This window comes from Kribbella sp. NBC_01484 (genome assembly GCF_036227145.1).
GTDB lineage: Bacteria > Actinomycetota > Actinomycetes > Propionibacteriales > Kribbellaceae > Kribbella.
Genome location: NZ_CP109437.1, coordinates 1,186,366 through 1,200,015, shown reverse-complemented (window position 1 = coordinate 1,200,015; position 13,650 = coordinate 1,186,366). Strand labels below are relative to the sequence as shown.

Below are 13,650 nucleotides of genomic sequence, written 5' to 3'. Positions count from 1 at the left end.
AACAAGCCTGCCGATTGTGCAGCATGCCGGCCGCGTAAAGTGTCGAGAGCCTTCGTCCGGGTCCGACGTCTCGGGTGCCGGGCGCAGTACGGCGTACCGGCTGAGAGCACTGGAGGTTGTCATGAAGTATGTGGTGCTGATCCACTCCAACCCGCAGCCGTGGAATCACCCGACGATCGACTTCACCGAGATCGGCCGGGCGATCCCGGCCGAGGAGCGGGCGGCGATGGGCAAGGAGTTCGAAGAGATGCTGACCGAGCTGTCCGCGTCCGGTGAGCTCGTGAGCGGGCTCGCGCTGGGGTCGCCGGAGTCGGCGCGGATCTACCGGTGGGAGGGGAAACGGCCGGTCAGCACCGATGGGCCGTACGCCGAGGCGAAGGAGCACCTGGCCGGGTTCTTCATCCTGGACTGCGCCACCCGGGAGCGCGCCGAGGAGCTCGCCGCCAAGTTCGCCGGCCCCGGCGACACGATCGAACTGCGCCCGGAGATGTGACCGTGGCCGGCGGGATCAGGCTGAGTTCGCCGACGATCAACTGCCCGGACGCGCTGGCGCTGGCCGGGTTCTATGCGCAGATCACCGGCGGCCGGATCGCGTACAGCGACCCGGTCTGGGCGACCGTGGACGGGCCGGGCGGGCGGATCGACTTCCAGACCGATCCCGCCCACGTGCCGCCGACCTGGCCGGATCCGGCGGTCCCGATCCAGTTCCACCTCGACTTCTACGTCGAGGACCTCGCGGCGGCCGAGGCGACCGTGCTGGCGGCCGGCGCGACCAGGTACGACCACCAGCCGAACGCCGGCCACTGCCTGGTCTTCGCCGATCCGGCCGGCCATCCGTTCTGCCTGTCGACGTGGGATTTGCTCGAGAATTAGCGATACCGGCCAGGTACGGACGGTTACGCGCGGGTGTCAGGTGTCCGTGCGGTACGGAGTGACGTACGCCGTACCGCACGGGCGGAGGTTTCCCTATCCTGTGTGACTTACCGGGAGCAAGGGAGCGCGCTGTGACGACGATCGTGCTGATGGGTCCGCCAGGGGCCGGCAAGGGAACCCATGCCGATCACCTCGCGGGACACCTCGGTGTGCCCGTGATCTCCACCGGCGACATCTTCCGGGCGCAGGTCGCCGACGGCACCGAGCTCGGCCGGACCGCGCAGCGTTTCCTCGACGCCGGTGAGTACGTCCCCGACGAGGTCACCAACGCGATGGTCCGCGAGCGGCTCGCCGCGGACGACGCCCACTTCGGCTTCCTGCTCGACGGCTATCCGCGCACGCTCGACCAGGCCGCCGTACTGGACGAGATCCTGGCCGCGCAGGGCCGGTCCCTCGACGCGGCCGTCGTACTCCAGGTGGACCCCGAAGAGCTGGTCCAGCGGCTGCTCCGCCGGGCCGAGATCGAGCACCGCTCCGACGACACCGAGGAGGTCATCCGCCGGCGTTTCGAGGTGTACGACGCGCAGACCTCCCCGCTGGTCAGCCTGTACGGCAACCGCGGCATCCGCCACGAGATCGACGCGTCGGCTGACATCGACACCGTCCGGATCCACGTCCGCCAGGTCGCCAGCCTGCTCCAGCCGGCCGCGTAACCGTTGCCTGGAGCAACCGTCAGCTGCGCCAGACGGGGGCGACCGACTTGCGGTAGGAGCGCCCGAAGACGCCGGTGATGACGGTGAGGACGGGCTTGGGGACGGTGCCGGTGATGGCGGCGGACTCGTCGGGGGCGGCGCCGTCGAGGGCCCAGGCGAAGAACGTGCCGCCCTGGACCGGGCCGACCTTGGCGAACTCGCGGCCCATCGCCTTCATCTCCGGGGTGTCCTTCTTCGCGAGGTAGACCGGCTCGATCTCCGCCTCCTCGTGCTCGAGGTGCTGGATCGTCACCCGCTGCAGCTCCTGCATCGCGGTCAGTGCGGCTGCCGCGTCCTCGGCGCTCGCGGACCTGTGCAGCGTCGCCATCGCGGTCCGCGTCGCGGCCAGCGCGGCCGCCATCGTGTCGTGCTCGGCGTCCATCTGCTTGAGGAGGTCGTGGCTCACCCCGACCTTCTCCAGCGCGGGCCAGGCGATGTCGTGCTCGCCCTCGTGATGCCGCGTCAGTTGGTCGTCGAAGTTCGCCCATGCCGTCGCCAGCTGCTCGGCCCGCTGCCGATTCCCCGCCGGAAACCGCCCCAGTGCGTCAATGAAGCGTCCCAGATCCCGCCGGAACGCCGCGTGAATCGCCTTGTTCATGCTCATTTCCGCCATACGTCGGAGTCTAGGCTGAAGCGGGCTTGAAGTGGGGTGTTCGGACCGCTACGCAGGGCGAGTTCGTTGCCGGGAACATCCTTAGGTGGGCGCCGGTTGTTGCTCGACATGCATGGTGAGTACAAGGTGCCGGGCGGGAAGCTTGTCGTTGCCGACCTCGACGTGGTCGGCGATCACGTGCGGCGGGCGCAGATCAGTGGGGACTTCTTCCTCGAGCCCGACGACGCGTTGGAGCGGATCAACGGCGCGCTTGCCGGTCTGCCGATCGCGATTCCGGCTGCTCAGATCGCTGCGCGGGTGCGCGCCGTACTGGGTGATGGCGTGGAGATGCTCGGATTCTCACCGGAGGCTGTCGCGGTCGCCGTACGGCGTGCTCTGACCGGCGCGACCGGTTGGCGCGATCACCAGTGGGAGTTCGTGCACGACGTACCGCGGGAGCCCGCGTTGCAGATGGCGCTCGACGAGGTGCTGGCCGAGCAGGTCGGTTCCGGCGAGCGCGCACCGACGTTGCGAGTGTGGGAGTGGGCCTCGAACGCGGTCATCATCGGCAGCTTCCAGTCCCTGCGCAACGAGGTCGACCTGGAGGGCGCCGCCAAGCACGACGTGACAGTGGTACGCCGGATCAGCGGCGGCGGAGCCATGTTCGTTGAACCAGGCAACACCATCACGTACTCGCTCTACGTCCCCGAGTCCCTGGTGTCCGGGTTGTCGTTCGTCGAGTCGTACGCGTTTCTCGACGACTGGGTGATCGGCGCGCTCAACGATCTCGGCATAGCGGCGACGTACCAACCGATCAACGACATCACCTCACCGGCCGGCAAGATCGCCGGCGCCGCGCAGAAGCGGTTCGCGGGTGGCGCCGTACTGCATCACGTCACGATGGCGTACGACATGGACGCCGCGAAGATGCTGGACGTCCTGCGGATCGGCCGCGAGAAGCTGTCCGACAAGGGGACCACGAGCGCCGGCAAACGCGTCGACCCGTTGCGCAGTCAGACCGGCCTCGACCGCGTGGACGTGATCGACCGGATGGTCGACTCGTTCCGCAACCGCTACGGCCTCGGCCCGGGCACGATCGACGCCGGCACCGTGGACCGCGCCGTCGACCTCGTCGCGAGCAAGTTCGGAACCGAGGAGTGGCTCACCCGGGTGCCGTGATCACCGGCGGACGATCTCGATGTGGGTGGCCTTGGGGGACGTGGCGGTCTTGGTGACCTTGTAGTTGCCCAGGGCGTCGGCGACGTTGTCGAAGAGGCGTTCGCCGGCTCCGGCCAGGATCGGTGCGACGACGATGTGCAGCTCGTCGATCAGTCCGGCGCGCAGGTACTGCTGGACTGTCGACGCACCGCCCGCGATCAACACGTCCTGCCCGTCGGCGGCCTTGAGGGCCTGCTCCAGTACGACCTCGACCGGGTCATCGGTGAAGTGGAACGTCGTACCGCCCTCCATCGGCAGCGACGGGCGCAGGTGGTGCGTGTGCACGAAGACATCGGTGTGGTACGGCGGGTTGTCACCCCACCAGCCCGTCCACGACTCGTCCTCCCACGGCCCGCGGATCGGCCCGAACATGTTGCGCCCCATGATGGTCGCGCCGATGCCCTCCTCGTGCCGCCCGACCTGCTCGACGTCGAGCCCGCCCTTCCCGGCCGCCTTGTCCTCGAACGCCGCGAACATCCAGTCGTGCAGCCCGTCCACCCCGTCCCCGAACGGTGCGTCCAACCGCTGCCCGACCCCGGCCCCGAAGCCATCCACCGACACCGTGAAGTTCTCCACCCGAACCTTCGCCATGACCTTCTCCTCGACTAGTTCCGACTCTCACCCCTTGGTCGAAGCGAGCCCGAGCCTTTTGACATCCCCAGAAGCCCTGTTCCACCCAGTCCAGCTGCGCCTCCGGGATACCTAGCGCTCGCCCGAACGCCTGCGCCTCCGCCCGCTCCGCGTCATCACCCCGCCGATACCGGAAGACCCGCCCCGGAAACACCACGAAGATCTCGCTCTCATCGTGAAAGTCGGCATACCACCCCGGCTCGTCGAGCACCCCCGCCAGCGACTCCGCCAACCCCTCCGTCTGCTCGTCCGCCACCCCGAACTCCAGAACCGACCACACCGAGCCCTGCTCAGCAGTAGTCCCGGAAACGCCGTACCGACTGATCTTCCGCACCTCCAACGGAATCCCCGCCAGCTCCGTCCCAACCTTCAAACTCTCCAGAATCAACGCACCCTCGTACATGCTCCGCAGCCTACGAACCCCCACCGACAGCCAGCTCCGCGATCCGCTGGACATAGGCAACGAGGTGAGGATCGTGCTCTTCGAACGGGTAGGCCGAGTAGTAGGCCTCAACCGCCGCGCGCGCGTCGGCGAACCCGCACGTCGGCCACAACGCGATCATGTCGTCGTGATCCGGTGCGCGGCCGGCCAGCAGCTTCATCAAGAACACCTGGCCAGGCGGCGGCCCGAGGACTGTCAGGTGGCTGTGCTCGTACAGCAGCTCACACGCATCGGGCGCCAACCCGACCGGCGCGAACATGGTGGCCGAGTCATTGATCCAGGTGGCGCGCAGGCCATGCCGCTCCCCGACCTGCCGGACGACGGCCTTCAGCTCTGCGGTGAGCACTGTCAAGGAGTCGACGTCCGCGGTCGACTCGCGCAGGTCGTGTAGGGCCATGTACGAGCCTCCGACGACAACCAAAGAGCAGGTCAGGTCTCTGGCGGCGAGCTCGTCGGCGACCTCGGCGAGGTGGGTGAGGATCTCGGCTTGTCGAGGACGGCTGGTGGCTCCGGTGGGCCTTGGTTCATGCGGCGTTGCGCCAGAGGTCGTGGGCGGCGAGCCAGATGTTGCGGGCGGCGAGCTGAGTGGGAGCTTGCGCGCGTGCTCGCTTAGTTCGTGCCGGCGTGCCTGGCGCCTCCCACGGCGTGGGTGACGGTGACACCGAACGGGTCCATCGAGGTCGTGGGATCCCGGCGTCGTCGGCGAGTTTTTCCGCGATTCCGGCCAGCAGGGCGTCGTACGCCGCGTCGCCGGTCCGGTGCGGAGGAGACTCGATCGCCTCTGCGGTGAGTTCACGATGTTCGGTGAGCTGGTCGAGGAATCCTCGCACCTGGGCCCAGTTGACCTTGCGGACCTTTGCGTCGGGTGTGTAGGCCTCGGTCAGCGTCTCGATGGCAATCCGATGCGGCCGATCCTGGATGGCGTCGAGGGTCAGCGACAGGTGGCGGCCGCTGGCCGCGATCAGCCGCGAGAGCATCGTCAGTGTCGGATCGCTCGACCCGGCTTCGATCCGTGACACCGTCGACGTCGGAACGCCGGCCTTGGCGGCGAGCGCACTGCGAGACAGCCCGGCGTCCTCCCGAGCTCGCCGAACCAGTTCTCCAGCACTCACAGGAGTAGCATATATGCAACCCCCGTGTCCGCCAACGCTAGCGTGGGGTTGTGGAGATTGGCTATGTGATCTTGTACGTCGGCGATTTGGCGGCGTCGGTGGGGTTCTATCGGGATGTGGTGGGGTTCGAGTACAAGTTCACGGATGCGGGGTATGCGGAATTCGATGCCGGTGGCGTGCGGTTCGCGTTGTATGAGCGGCGGCGGGCGGAGTGGCTGACCGGGCGGGATGTGGCGCCGGGCGCCGGTGGGGAAGTGGTGGTGATGGTTGCGGACGCGGATGCGTGCGCGGAGCGGCTGGCGGGGCTGGGCGTGGCGCTGCTGAGCGGGCCGGCCGACCGTCCGTGGGGACATCGGACGGTGCATGTGGCCGACCCGGACGGGTTCGTGGTCGAGTTCGCGGCGGAGATCCCGCGGGCTCGAGGGCGGCGGCGTACCTGAGTCAGCGGCGGTAGCGGTTGTTGTGATCCCAGCGGCGATGGCCCATGCCGCTGAACAGCATGATCCAGAAGAAGCCCCACAGCAGCCACGGTGCGGTCAGGGTGATGGCCGCGACGACGAGGCCGATCATCAGGAACGGCGCCAGCATCATGATCGGCGGCGGTGGGCCGGGACGGCGGCGGGTACGGGCGGTCTGCGGCGACCACGGGCCCTGGGCGAGTTGCAGCTCGGCCGGGCTCGGGAGGTCGTCGAAGAGCGGCGCGAGGTCGTCGACATAGCGCGCTCGGGTCGCCTGTTCGCTGCGTTCCTCGAACTCGGTCTGGGTCAGCCGGCCCGCGACGAAGTGATCGCTGAGCATGGAGACGGCTTGATCGCGTTCGGCGTCACCGATCCGCAGCGAGCCCCGGCGTTCAGCCCGGCGTTGGTCGGGGTCGCGCCATTCGGGAAACGGGAGACTCATGAGCGGTCCTCGTCCGTGCTCTCGTCGGCCAGGATGCCGTACAGCTTCCGGCGCAGTTCGCCGAGTGCCTCCCGCGCCTTCGCCTGCTGCTCCGGCGTACCGGTCGCGAGGATCTGCCACATCGCCGTCGCGACCTGGCCGAGCATCGGCTTCAGCCCGTTCTCGTCGTCCGCGGCCGGCGCGCTCATCGCCTCCCACGGCGCGGACACCTCGTCCTGGTGCTCGGCGACGTACGCGCGTCCTTCGTCGGTCAGCGTGAACGTACGGCGACCGACCTCGGCATCCGCCGTGACCAGGCCCTCGTCCTCGAGCTGCTGCAGGGTGGGGTAGATCGAGCCGGGGCTCGGCTTCCACACGCCGCCGCTGCGCTCGGCGATCTCCTGGATCAGCTGGTAGCCGTTCATCGGCTGCTCGGCGAGGACCGCGAGGATGGCGGCCCGCACGTCACCGCGCCGGGCCTTCGGTCCACGCCAGCGCGGCGGCGGACCCCACGGCGGCCCGAACATCTGACCACCGCCGAACATCCCCCACGGCGGGCCGAATCCCTGGTGCCCGTGGTGCACACGCCGCCCGGTCATCGCGGCGCGCAACTCCTCTTTGATGTCGTCGAAGGCTGAACAGTGCCGCGCGAAGTGCTGCCAGGGCCACCCCGCGGCGTACGTCGATCCGGTCATCACGACCACCGTCCCTCACGAAGAGATTGCGATACGTCGACGATATATCGCCAACCATCGCAACCCAAGGGACTCACAGAGCGATCTCGAGGTGGCCGGCAGCCCACGCTTTCGAGGCTAGCGCGGGGGTGCACGCGTCAGAACCAGTTGCGTGGCTGGTCGGGATATGGCTCCTCCAGGCGCTTGAGCTCTGCCTCGGTCAGCTCGAGCTCCAGCGCCGCAGCGGCGTCCGTGAGGTGGTGTGGCTTCGTAGCACCGACTATGGGCGCCGAGACGACCGGTCTGGTCAGCAACCAGGCCAGTGCGACCTGTGCCATCGGCACACCGCGCTCGGCTGCCACGGCCTCCAGCGCATCGACGCTCTGCTGGTCGCTGTCGCGGGCGAGGGCCCTGGAGACTCGATCGGTGTCCGCACGCAGTGTCTGCGTACCCCATGGCTTGCCGAGCTTGCCTTTGGCCAGTGGCGAGTACGGAATGGAACCGACACCCTGGTCCGCGCAGAGCGGCAGCAGCTCCCGCTCGTCGTCACGCCGGATCAGGTTGTACTGGTTCTGCATCGCGACGAACCGCGTCCACCCGCCCTGGTCGGCGGTGTGCTGCAGCTTCGCGAACTGCCACGCCCACATCGACGACGCACCGAGATAGCGGACCTTCCCCGCCCGTACGACGTCGTGCAGCGCCTCCATCGTCTCCTCGACCGGCGTCTCCGGGTCCCACCGGTGGATCTGGTAGAGGTCGACGTACTCCGTGCCCAGTCTGGTCAGCGAAGCGTCGATCTGCTCCAGGATCGCCTTGCGCGACAGCCCCGATCCGCCCGGGCCGTCGTGCATCTTGCCCCACACCTTGGTCGCCAGTACGACGTCCTCGCGCCGGGTGTACTGCTTGATCGCGCGACCGACGAACTCCTCGGAGCTACCACCGCCGTACGTGTTCGCCGTGTCCCAGAAGGTGATCCCGAGCTCCAGTGCCTGCCGGAAGTACGGCTGCGAGCTCTCCTCGTCCAGCGTCCACTGATGGAACTCGTTGCGCTCGCCGAAACTCATGCATCCCAAAGCGAGCCGGCTGACCTTGAGGCCGGTCTGCCCCAACCGCACATACTCCACGTCGAACCCTCTTTCCGTTGGGCTCGACGCTACGAGGACTCCGCCGGTTGTGGGAGACCCTGTCAGTACCGGTATTCAGGCGGCGAACTTCAGATCGGCAGCGGTGGCGGTGAGCACGATGGAGTTGCCTTCCACGCTGACCTGCTTCAGCGTGGCGCCGTACGGGAGCTTGGGGAGGGTGATCGCCCGGGAGAGCTGATTGCGCACCGCGTTCCGGACGAACGACGGGACCGCGTCGGACAGCTCGTCGACGGTGAGGACGATGCGGCCCTTCTCGACCTGCGGGCGCAGCGTCGCCTCGGCCTCGACACCGCGGATCGACAACTTCGCGTTCAGCTTGCCGTCGACCGCATCGAGTGTCAGCCCCTGCACGCCGGTGCTGCGGACCGCGAGCTTGGCGAGTTCGGCCGGTGACAACTGCAGCCGGACGTCGGTGGTGTCGATCGTGACCGCCGTACCGGGCGTCCGCGTCAGTAGACCTCGAGGCACCTGAACGCCGTGCAGCTCGACCTTCAGATCCTCCGCCGGGATCGAGTCGAACGTCGGTTGCTTCATGGTCAGCGTGACCTTCGAGAACCTCTCCCTGGCCAGCTGCGGCAGGAACCCGAACCCGCCGATCTGGACGGACGTGTCGGCCGCGCGTACGTCGTACTGCGCCGCCTCCTTCTCGGCCATCGTCGCGAGCTGGTTCTCCGCAACCCACGCGGCGGCCCGGTCGACGGCAACCGCCAGCACCCCGAGCACCACCAACGTGACAACCAGCCGTCGCAACCAGCGCCGCGGTCTCCTGGAACTCATCCCTGCCCTTCCGTCGATCCGCACAGCCTAAGGGGTCGTTACGCGACGATCATTTCCCGGAGGGCGTCGTCGGTGCGGGCAGGCTTGATGCCGAAGGCAACGGTTGCGGCGGTGGAGTCGACGATGAACGGGCGCTGCCACTGGTATTGCGTCTCGAGCATCTCGCGGGCGTCCGGCCTGAACAGGCCGGCGAGTCGGAGCGCGATCGCGGGCATTCTGGCAACGCGGGCCTGGGGTGCTCCCGCGAGTTCGGCGGCGCGGGTGGCGAGGGCCCGGACCGACACCGGGGCCGGGGTCGGCACGTGCCAGGGGCGGCCCCAGGCGCTCGGGTCGGCCGCGACCGCGACCAGGGTCTTCGCGACATCACCGACGTACGTCCAGCTGTGCGGTGCGTCGAGGTCCGCCGGCGCCAGACCGCGCCCGCCTTTGATCACCTTGGGCAGCACCATGACGCTGAACGCCGACACCGCGCCGGCGCCGAGGTAGTCCGAGCCCCGCACCTCGGCGGTCCGGATCCGACCGGCCTCGTGCGCGGCCAACGCATCGGTCCACAGTTTGGCGCGCACCCGCCCCTTGACCGAGTTGGGTAGCAGCGGCGTCTCCTCGGTCATCTCTCCGTCGACAGCGCCGTACCCGTAGAGGTTGCCGGTTGTCACCAGTACGGCGCCTGTCGTTTCGGCCGCCCGGATGAGCGCTGCCCCCAGCGGAGGCCAGTCCGTCGACCACCGGTGGTACGGCGGTCCCGCACACGAGTAGATCGCCGTCGCGCCCTCGGTGAGCCGCGCCAGCGCCTCCGCATCACTCGCGTCCGCCGCGACGCGTTCGATCCCGCCGCCTCAGGCCCGCTCCCGGACCTGGTGATCACGCGAACCTGTTCTCCCTGACCCGCGAGTAGCCGAGCAGTAGCAGACCCGACAGGACCGGCGCCGACGACGACGTGCACTGACACCCCTTTCACAGGACTCGGCGCCCAGTCTTACCCATCCGATGGTCCCGGTTGCCGGCCTGGGGGGTGGTGCCTTATCAGGACCTGTCGTAGTGGGAGGGCGGGAACGGGTGGCGATCGGTTAGCGGGTAGAGCTCGCTCTCCTCCGTCTGGCGTTTGATCTCCGCCTCTTCCTCCCGATACTCCTCGGTGTCGGTCGGATCGTCCGCCGCGGGCACATCGGTGGCCGGCGGGACGTCGTCGGGGTCGTAGGCGTCGACACCGGCTTCGACCCGCTCCTGCTCCGTCCGGCGGGCGAGATCGTCGTCGTCCGGGTGCAGTGGCAGGCCGCCGTGCTCGCGGCGGTCGTGGTGAACATCCTCCGACGTTTCGAAGGGTTCGTCAGTCATCGCTACCTCCACTGATCCCGAAGCCGCTGGTGTCTTTCCGAGCGTACTCGCGCCGTCATCGGCCGCCGGACCGCGGTGGTGCGCGGAAGGACCGTCACTGGTGGAGCGAGACCCCGGCGACGATCGCGATCGCGATGATCGTGGCGGCGAGCCAGTCGACGGCGAGGCAGAACGGGGGCCACCACCGGGTGTTCGCGACATAGTGCGTGCGGTGTTGCCAGAGGTCCTTGAACCCGTGGGCGATCAGGGCGACGACGAGTAGCCACACCGATCCGGTGATGCCCACAGCGGCGAGTACGACGAATGCGCCGGCGACGGTGATCTCGACGGCGATGACCGCCGGTCGTCCATCGGCGACGGCGAAGCCGATGTAGACCGAGGCGATCAGTACCACCGAGAGGGCGTAGACGGTCGCTGCATCAAGCCACCAGAAACCGAGCGGCGCCGTGGCCTGGATGACGCCCCAGACGAGTCCCCAGGCGAGCGGGACCCGCTCGTTGGCGAACAGTCTCGACATCAGCGCGGTGGGGACTGCACGGTCTGGATCGACTGATCCGAGCCTGCGGCGGCGATCTGATCCGCGAGGTACGACGCGTCGGAACCGACCCAGCCGAGGAGGGCCGAGGTCCTGGTGTGCTGCCAGGTGAGGCCGAGCATGTACAGACCGGGGGACGAGGTGACGCCGCGGTTGTGCGGGATGCGTCCCCGTTCGTCCTGTACGCCGGGCACGTCGATCCAGGCGTATTCCGTCGTGAACCCGGTCGCCCACACGACAGCGTCGTACTCCGACGCAGTCCCGTCGGCGAAGGTCACGGTCCGGCCGGTCGCCGCCGTCACGCGGGGACGGACCCGGATGCCGTGGCGCTTCGCAAGCTGTCGCGGTCCGCTGCCGATCACCTGGTCACGTCCGGCCAGCCGGTTTCCCAGCCGGGAGCCGACCGTGACCCGGTCCAGTCCGAGCCCGCTCGCCCACCACCACACGTCGCGGCCCAAGGGCCGCTGAGGGATCGTCGGGATCCGTTGGCCGGCCGCCAGCTCCACGGTATGGGTGGCGCTGAGCTCCAGGGCGATCTGGCAGCCCGAGTTCGCGGCTCCTACGACCAGGACCTTTTCGCCCGCGAGGTCTTGCGGTCGCCGGTATTCCACGCTGTGGATCTGGGTCACCTCTGCGCTGAGGTCGTTCGCGATCGGGGGGATCGACGGGGTATGGAAAGGCCCGGTGGCAACCACCACCTGCCGTGCCTTCCAGGTGTCTCGGCCCGTCGTCACGACGTACCCGTCGTCGCTCCTGGTCAACGATTCGACGGTTGTGTTCAGCTGCACCGGTAGCTGGAACCGCGCCGCGTACGCCTGCAGGAAGTCCGCGACGTCGTCCTTGCCGGGATAGGTGTCTTTCGCGGCGGGGAACGGCATTCCTGGCAGGTTGTCGAACTGCGCCGGTGTGAAGAGCTGCAGGGAATCCCATCGCGAGCGCCACGCGTGGCCGATCTCCGGGCCGGCGTCCAGGATCAGGAAGCGCTGCCCGCGCTCGGCCAGGTGGTAGCCCATCACCAGACCGGCCTGGCCGCCGCCGATCACCAGCACGTCCAGGACGTCCGTCATGACGACACCGCCTCGGGACGCCGGGCGACATTGAAGCTGAACATCATGCCGCTCTCGGTGTGCTCGGCGATGTGGCAGTGCGCCATCCACAGCCCGGGATTCGACACGTCCAGCAGGATGTCCACCGTTTCGCCGGCGCGCACCAGGACGGTGTCCTTCCAGACGAGGTTGGTCTCCGGCTGGTCGTCCCTGGACAGGATGAGGAAGCGACCGGCGCCGTGGATGTGGAACGGGTGGTGCATCGGGTGGTCGGAGTCCATCTCGTTGACCAGCCGGATCTTCACCCGGTCGCCGACGGTGAACGCCCAGGTGATGGCTCCGTTCTCGGCGCCGGTCTCCCGGTCGACGAGTTGCCAGATCATGTTGCCGGGATCCGATGCGCGGTTGATCTCCGGCATCAGGTCCTCCCACTCGAGGCCATCACCGTGATCGTGTCCGCCGTGCGCTGCGGCCTCCTGGGGCATCGCGGTGGAGGGAACCAGCTTCATGCCGCACTGTGGGCACTTCGACGGCTCGGTGGCAGTGACGTCGGGATGCATCGGGCAGGCGTAACTGGACGCGAGTGCGTCGTCCCCGCCGTACAGGAGTGGCATCTGGGACAAGAACGCGAGGACCTTGTCGGGTTCTCGGTCCAGATCGGGGCCGATCGACTGGTGTATTGCGGTGAGGTCCGGGTCGGTGCGCAACGTGGCGAACGACGCAGCAGCAACGCCGCCATCGCCGCCCGCGACCGTGAAACCGCCGAGGTCGTACACCCGGTCAGGGGTGCGGTTCTCCAGCCGCACCTCGCCGGGGGTGTCGAACAGTACGTCGACGACCGCGCGTTCGGAGGGGGCGAGCAATACCGCCTCGATGAACGTCTCGCGCTCGTACCGGCCGCTGTCGCCGCCTACCAGCTTCGCCCGCGCTCCGCGGACGGCCACGTTGAAGATGCGGGTGTTGGCCGTGTTGACCAGGTAGAGGCGCACGACCTCTCCCTGCACTGCCTGGCCGGAGAACTGGGTCTCGCCGTTGATCAGCATGACGTTGCCGAACCGGCCCATGGCGGTGAAGGTCGGCCCGGACCGGTTGAAGGGCGCGATGTGTCCGTCTTCGACGAGCAGGTCGTCCACCGTGAGAGTGAGCTGCCGGTCGACGGCGGGCCAGTACGACGAGTCCGACGGCTCGACGACGATCGCGCCGTACAGGCCCATCTCCTGGGCGAAGTCCTCCCGCATGTGCGGGTGGTACCAGTACAGGCCGGCGTCGGGGAACTGCAGCTTGTAGGTGAACGATCCGCCGATCTCGATCGGCTTCTGCGTCTCGTGCGGGACCCCGTCGTACCGGTTCTCCAACCGCAGGCCGTGCCAGTGCACGGTCGTCTCTACGTCACCGTCGTTCCGCACCTGCACCGTGATCTCCGAATCCTGGTCCACGTGCAGGGTCGGGCCTGGGATCGACCCGTTGTAGGCAAGCATGCGCAGCTCGGCGTCATCGATGCGTTTGCGCACCGCACCGATGCCAAGCTCGAGCAGGTCGCCGTCATGCAGCCGCACCAAGCCCGTGGGCGCTACAGCAGCCAATCCGACCGTTTCTGTGCTGAACACGCCCTGAGAGTCCATCTGCTTCTACTTTCGTGA

The 13,650-nt window shown here is 68.2% G+C and carries 19 protein-coding genes; 5 read left to right on the top strand and 14 right to left on the bottom strand.

Annotated elements, in window-relative coordinates:
* Positions 1-121 precede the first annotated feature (121 nt).
* From OG555_RS05850 to OG555_RS05840, 3 genes are all read left to right on the top strand, one after another.
* Positions 122-493: a YciI family protein gene (locus OG555_RS05850; RefSeq protein ID WP_328526498.1), complete on the top strand. Its 372-nt coding sequence runs from the start codon at positions 122-124 to the stop codon at positions 491-493.
* A 2-nt stretch (positions 494-495) separates the two neighbouring features.
* The gene (locus OG555_RS05845) at positions 496-873 is read left to right on the top strand and encodes a VOC family protein (protein WP_329481659.1); all 378 of its coding nucleotides are present in this window, start codon (positions 496-498) and stop codon (positions 871-873) included.
* Positions 874-1,022: 149 nt separating this feature from the next.
* The gene (locus tag OG555_RS05840; RefSeq protein WP_442914517.1) at positions 1,023-1,586 is read left to right on the top strand and encodes an adenylate kinase; all 564 of its coding nucleotides are present in this window, start codon (positions 1,023-1,025) and stop codon (positions 1,584-1,586) included.
* Between the two features lie 19 nt (positions 1,587-1,605).
* Here OG555_RS05840 and OG555_RS05835 read toward each other — a convergent pair whose 3' ends face one another.
* Positions 1,606-2,238 carry a hemerythrin domain-containing protein gene (locus OG555_RS05835; protein WP_329481656.1) on the bottom strand — a complete coding sequence of 211 codons (633 nt, stop codon included), beginning with the start codon at positions 2,236-2,238 and terminating at the stop codon, positions 1,606-1,608.
* 108 nt (positions 2,239-2,346) lie between these two features.
* Between OG555_RS05835 and OG555_RS05830 the strand changes: the two genes are divergently transcribed.
* Positions 2,347-3,396: a lipoate--protein ligase family protein gene (locus tag OG555_RS05830; RefSeq protein WP_329484773.1), complete on the top strand. Its 1,050-nt coding sequence runs from the start codon at positions 2,347-2,349 to the stop codon at positions 3,394-3,396.
* On the opposite strand, the gene OG555_RS05825 is transcribed toward OG555_RS05830, so the two are convergent.
* The 3 genes from OG555_RS05825 to OG555_RS05815 form a co-directional block, all read right to left on the bottom strand.
* Complete coding sequence (locus OG555_RS05825; RefSeq protein WP_329481654.1) at positions 3,397-4,026, bottom strand: dihydrofolate reductase family protein; 630 nt, start codon at positions 4,024-4,026, stop codon at positions 3,397-3,399.
* A gap of 452 nt (positions 4,027-4,478) precedes the next feature.
* Positions 4,479-4,928, bottom strand: coding sequence for a hypothetical protein (locus tag OG555_RS05820; protein WP_329481653.1), 450 nt, complete (start codon positions 4,926-4,928; stop codon positions 4,479-4,481).
* Between the two features lie 103 nt (positions 4,929-5,031).
* Complete coding sequence (locus tag OG555_RS05815; protein ID WP_329481651.1) at positions 5,032-5,619, bottom strand: helix-turn-helix domain-containing protein; 588 nt, start codon at positions 5,617-5,619, stop codon at positions 5,032-5,034.
* Between the two features lie 50 nt (positions 5,620-5,669).
* Between OG555_RS05815 and OG555_RS05810 the strand changes: the two genes are divergently transcribed.
* Positions 5,670-6,059: a VOC family protein gene (locus tag OG555_RS05810; RefSeq protein WP_329481650.1), complete on the top strand. Its 390-nt coding sequence runs from the start codon at positions 5,670-5,672 to the stop codon at positions 6,057-6,059.
* A gap of 1 nt (position 6,060) precedes the next feature.
* On the opposite strand, the gene OG555_RS05805 is transcribed toward OG555_RS05810, so the two are convergent.
* The 10 genes from OG555_RS05805 to OG555_RS05760 form a co-directional block, all read right to left on the bottom strand.
* Positions 6,061-6,519, bottom strand: a complete 459-nt coding sequence (locus OG555_RS05805) for a DUF1707 SHOCT-like domain-containing protein (RefSeq protein WP_329481649.1) — start codon at positions 6,517-6,519, stop codon at positions 6,061-6,063.
* Positions 6,516-7,193, bottom strand: coding sequence for a PadR family transcriptional regulator (locus tag OG555_RS05800; RefSeq protein ID WP_329481647.1), 678 nt, complete (start codon positions 7,191-7,193; stop codon positions 6,516-6,518). Before OG555_RS05800 ends, OG555_RS05805 begins: the two co-directional genes overlap by 4 nt.
* A 137-nt stretch (positions 7,194-7,330) precedes the next feature.
* Positions 7,331-8,296 (bottom strand): aldo/keto reductase, encoded by a 966-nt coding sequence (locus OG555_RS05795; protein WP_329481645.1) that lies wholly within the window; start codon positions 8,294-8,296, stop codon positions 7,331-7,333.
* A gap of 75 nt (positions 8,297-8,371) precedes the next feature.
* On the bottom strand, positions 8,372-9,094 hold the full coding sequence (locus OG555_RS05790; protein WP_329481643.1) for an LmeA family phospholipid-binding protein: 723 nt from the start codon (positions 9,092-9,094) through the stop codon (positions 8,372-8,374).
* Positions 9,095-9,132: 38 nt separating this feature from the next.
* Positions 9,133-9,852, bottom strand: a complete 720-nt coding sequence (locus OG555_RS05785; protein WP_329484772.1) for an NAD-dependent epimerase/dehydratase family protein — start codon at positions 9,850-9,852, stop codon at positions 9,133-9,135.
* Positions 9,747-10,037 (bottom strand): FAD-dependent monooxygenase, encoded by a 291-nt coding sequence (locus OG555_RS05780; protein WP_329484771.1) that lies wholly within the window; start codon positions 10,035-10,037, stop codon positions 9,747-9,749. The genes OG555_RS05785 and OG555_RS05780 overlap by 106 nt, the downstream gene beginning before the upstream one ends.
* 80 nt (positions 10,038-10,117) lie before the next feature.
* Complete coding sequence (locus OG555_RS05775; protein WP_329481642.1) at positions 10,118-10,429, bottom strand: hypothetical protein; 312 nt, start codon at positions 10,427-10,429, stop codon at positions 10,118-10,120.
* Between the two features lie 94 nt (positions 10,430-10,523).
* Positions 10,524-10,946 carry a hypothetical protein gene (locus OG555_RS05770; RefSeq protein WP_329481641.1) on the bottom strand — a complete coding sequence of 141 codons (423 nt, stop codon included), beginning with the start codon at positions 10,944-10,946 and terminating at the stop codon, positions 10,524-10,526.
* Positions 10,946-12,031, bottom strand: coding sequence for a flavin-containing monooxygenase (locus OG555_RS05765; protein ID WP_329481640.1), 1,086 nt, complete (start codon positions 12,029-12,031; stop codon positions 10,946-10,948). The genes OG555_RS05770 and OG555_RS05765 overlap by 1 nt, the downstream gene beginning before the upstream one ends.
* Positions 12,028-13,617, bottom strand: coding sequence for a multicopper oxidase family protein (locus OG555_RS05760; protein WP_329481639.1), 1,590 nt, complete (start codon positions 13,615-13,617; stop codon positions 12,028-12,030). Before OG555_RS05760 ends, OG555_RS05765 begins: the two co-directional genes overlap by 4 nt.
* Positions 13,618-13,650 lie beyond the last annotated feature (33 nt).

Excerpts from the sequence above, each read along its gene's own strand:
- OG555_RS05835 (WP_329481656.1), bottom strand. The coding sequence starts at position 2,238 with ATGGCGGAAATGAGCATGAACAAGGCGATTCACGCGGCGTTCCGGCGG.
- OG555_RS05775 (WP_329481642.1), bottom strand. The coding sequence starts at position 10,429 with ATGACTGACGAACCCTTCGAAACGTCGGAGGATGTTCACCACGACCGC.
- OG555_RS05765 (WP_329481640.1), bottom strand. The coding sequence starts at position 12,031 with ATGACGGACGTCCTGGACGTGCTGGTGATCGGCGGCGGCCAGGCCGGT.
- OG555_RS05800 (WP_329481647.1), bottom strand. The coding sequence starts at position 7,193 with ATGACCGGATCGACGTACGCCGCGGGGTGGCCCTGGCAGCACTTCGCG.
- OG555_RS05850 (WP_328526498.1), top strand. The coding sequence starts at position 122 with ATGAAGTATGTGGTGCTGATCCACTCCAACCCGCAGCCGTGGAATCAC.
- OG555_RS05840 (WP_442914517.1), top strand. The coding sequence starts at position 1,023 with ATGGGTCCGCCAGGGGCCGGCAAGGGAACCCATGCCGATCACCTCGCG.
- OG555_RS05770 (WP_329481641.1), bottom strand. The coding sequence starts at position 10,946 with ATGTCGAGACTGTTCGCCAACGAGCGGGTCCCGCTCGCCTGGGGACTC.
- OG555_RS05805 (WP_329481649.1), bottom strand. The coding sequence starts at position 6,519 with ATGAGTCTCCCGTTTCCCGAATGGCGCGACCCCGACCAACGCCGGGCT.
- OG555_RS05825 (WP_329481654.1), bottom strand. The coding sequence starts at position 4,026 with ATGGCGAAGGTTCGGGTGGAGAACTTCACGGTGTCGGTGGATGGCTTC.
- OG555_RS05790 (WP_329481643.1), bottom strand. The coding sequence starts at position 9,094 with ATGAGTTCCAGGAGACCGCGGCGCTGGTTGCGACGGCTGGTTGTCACG.
- OG555_RS05830 (WP_329484773.1), top strand. The coding sequence starts at position 2,347 with ATGCATGGTGAGTACAAGGTGCCGGGCGGGAAGCTTGTCGTTGCCGAC.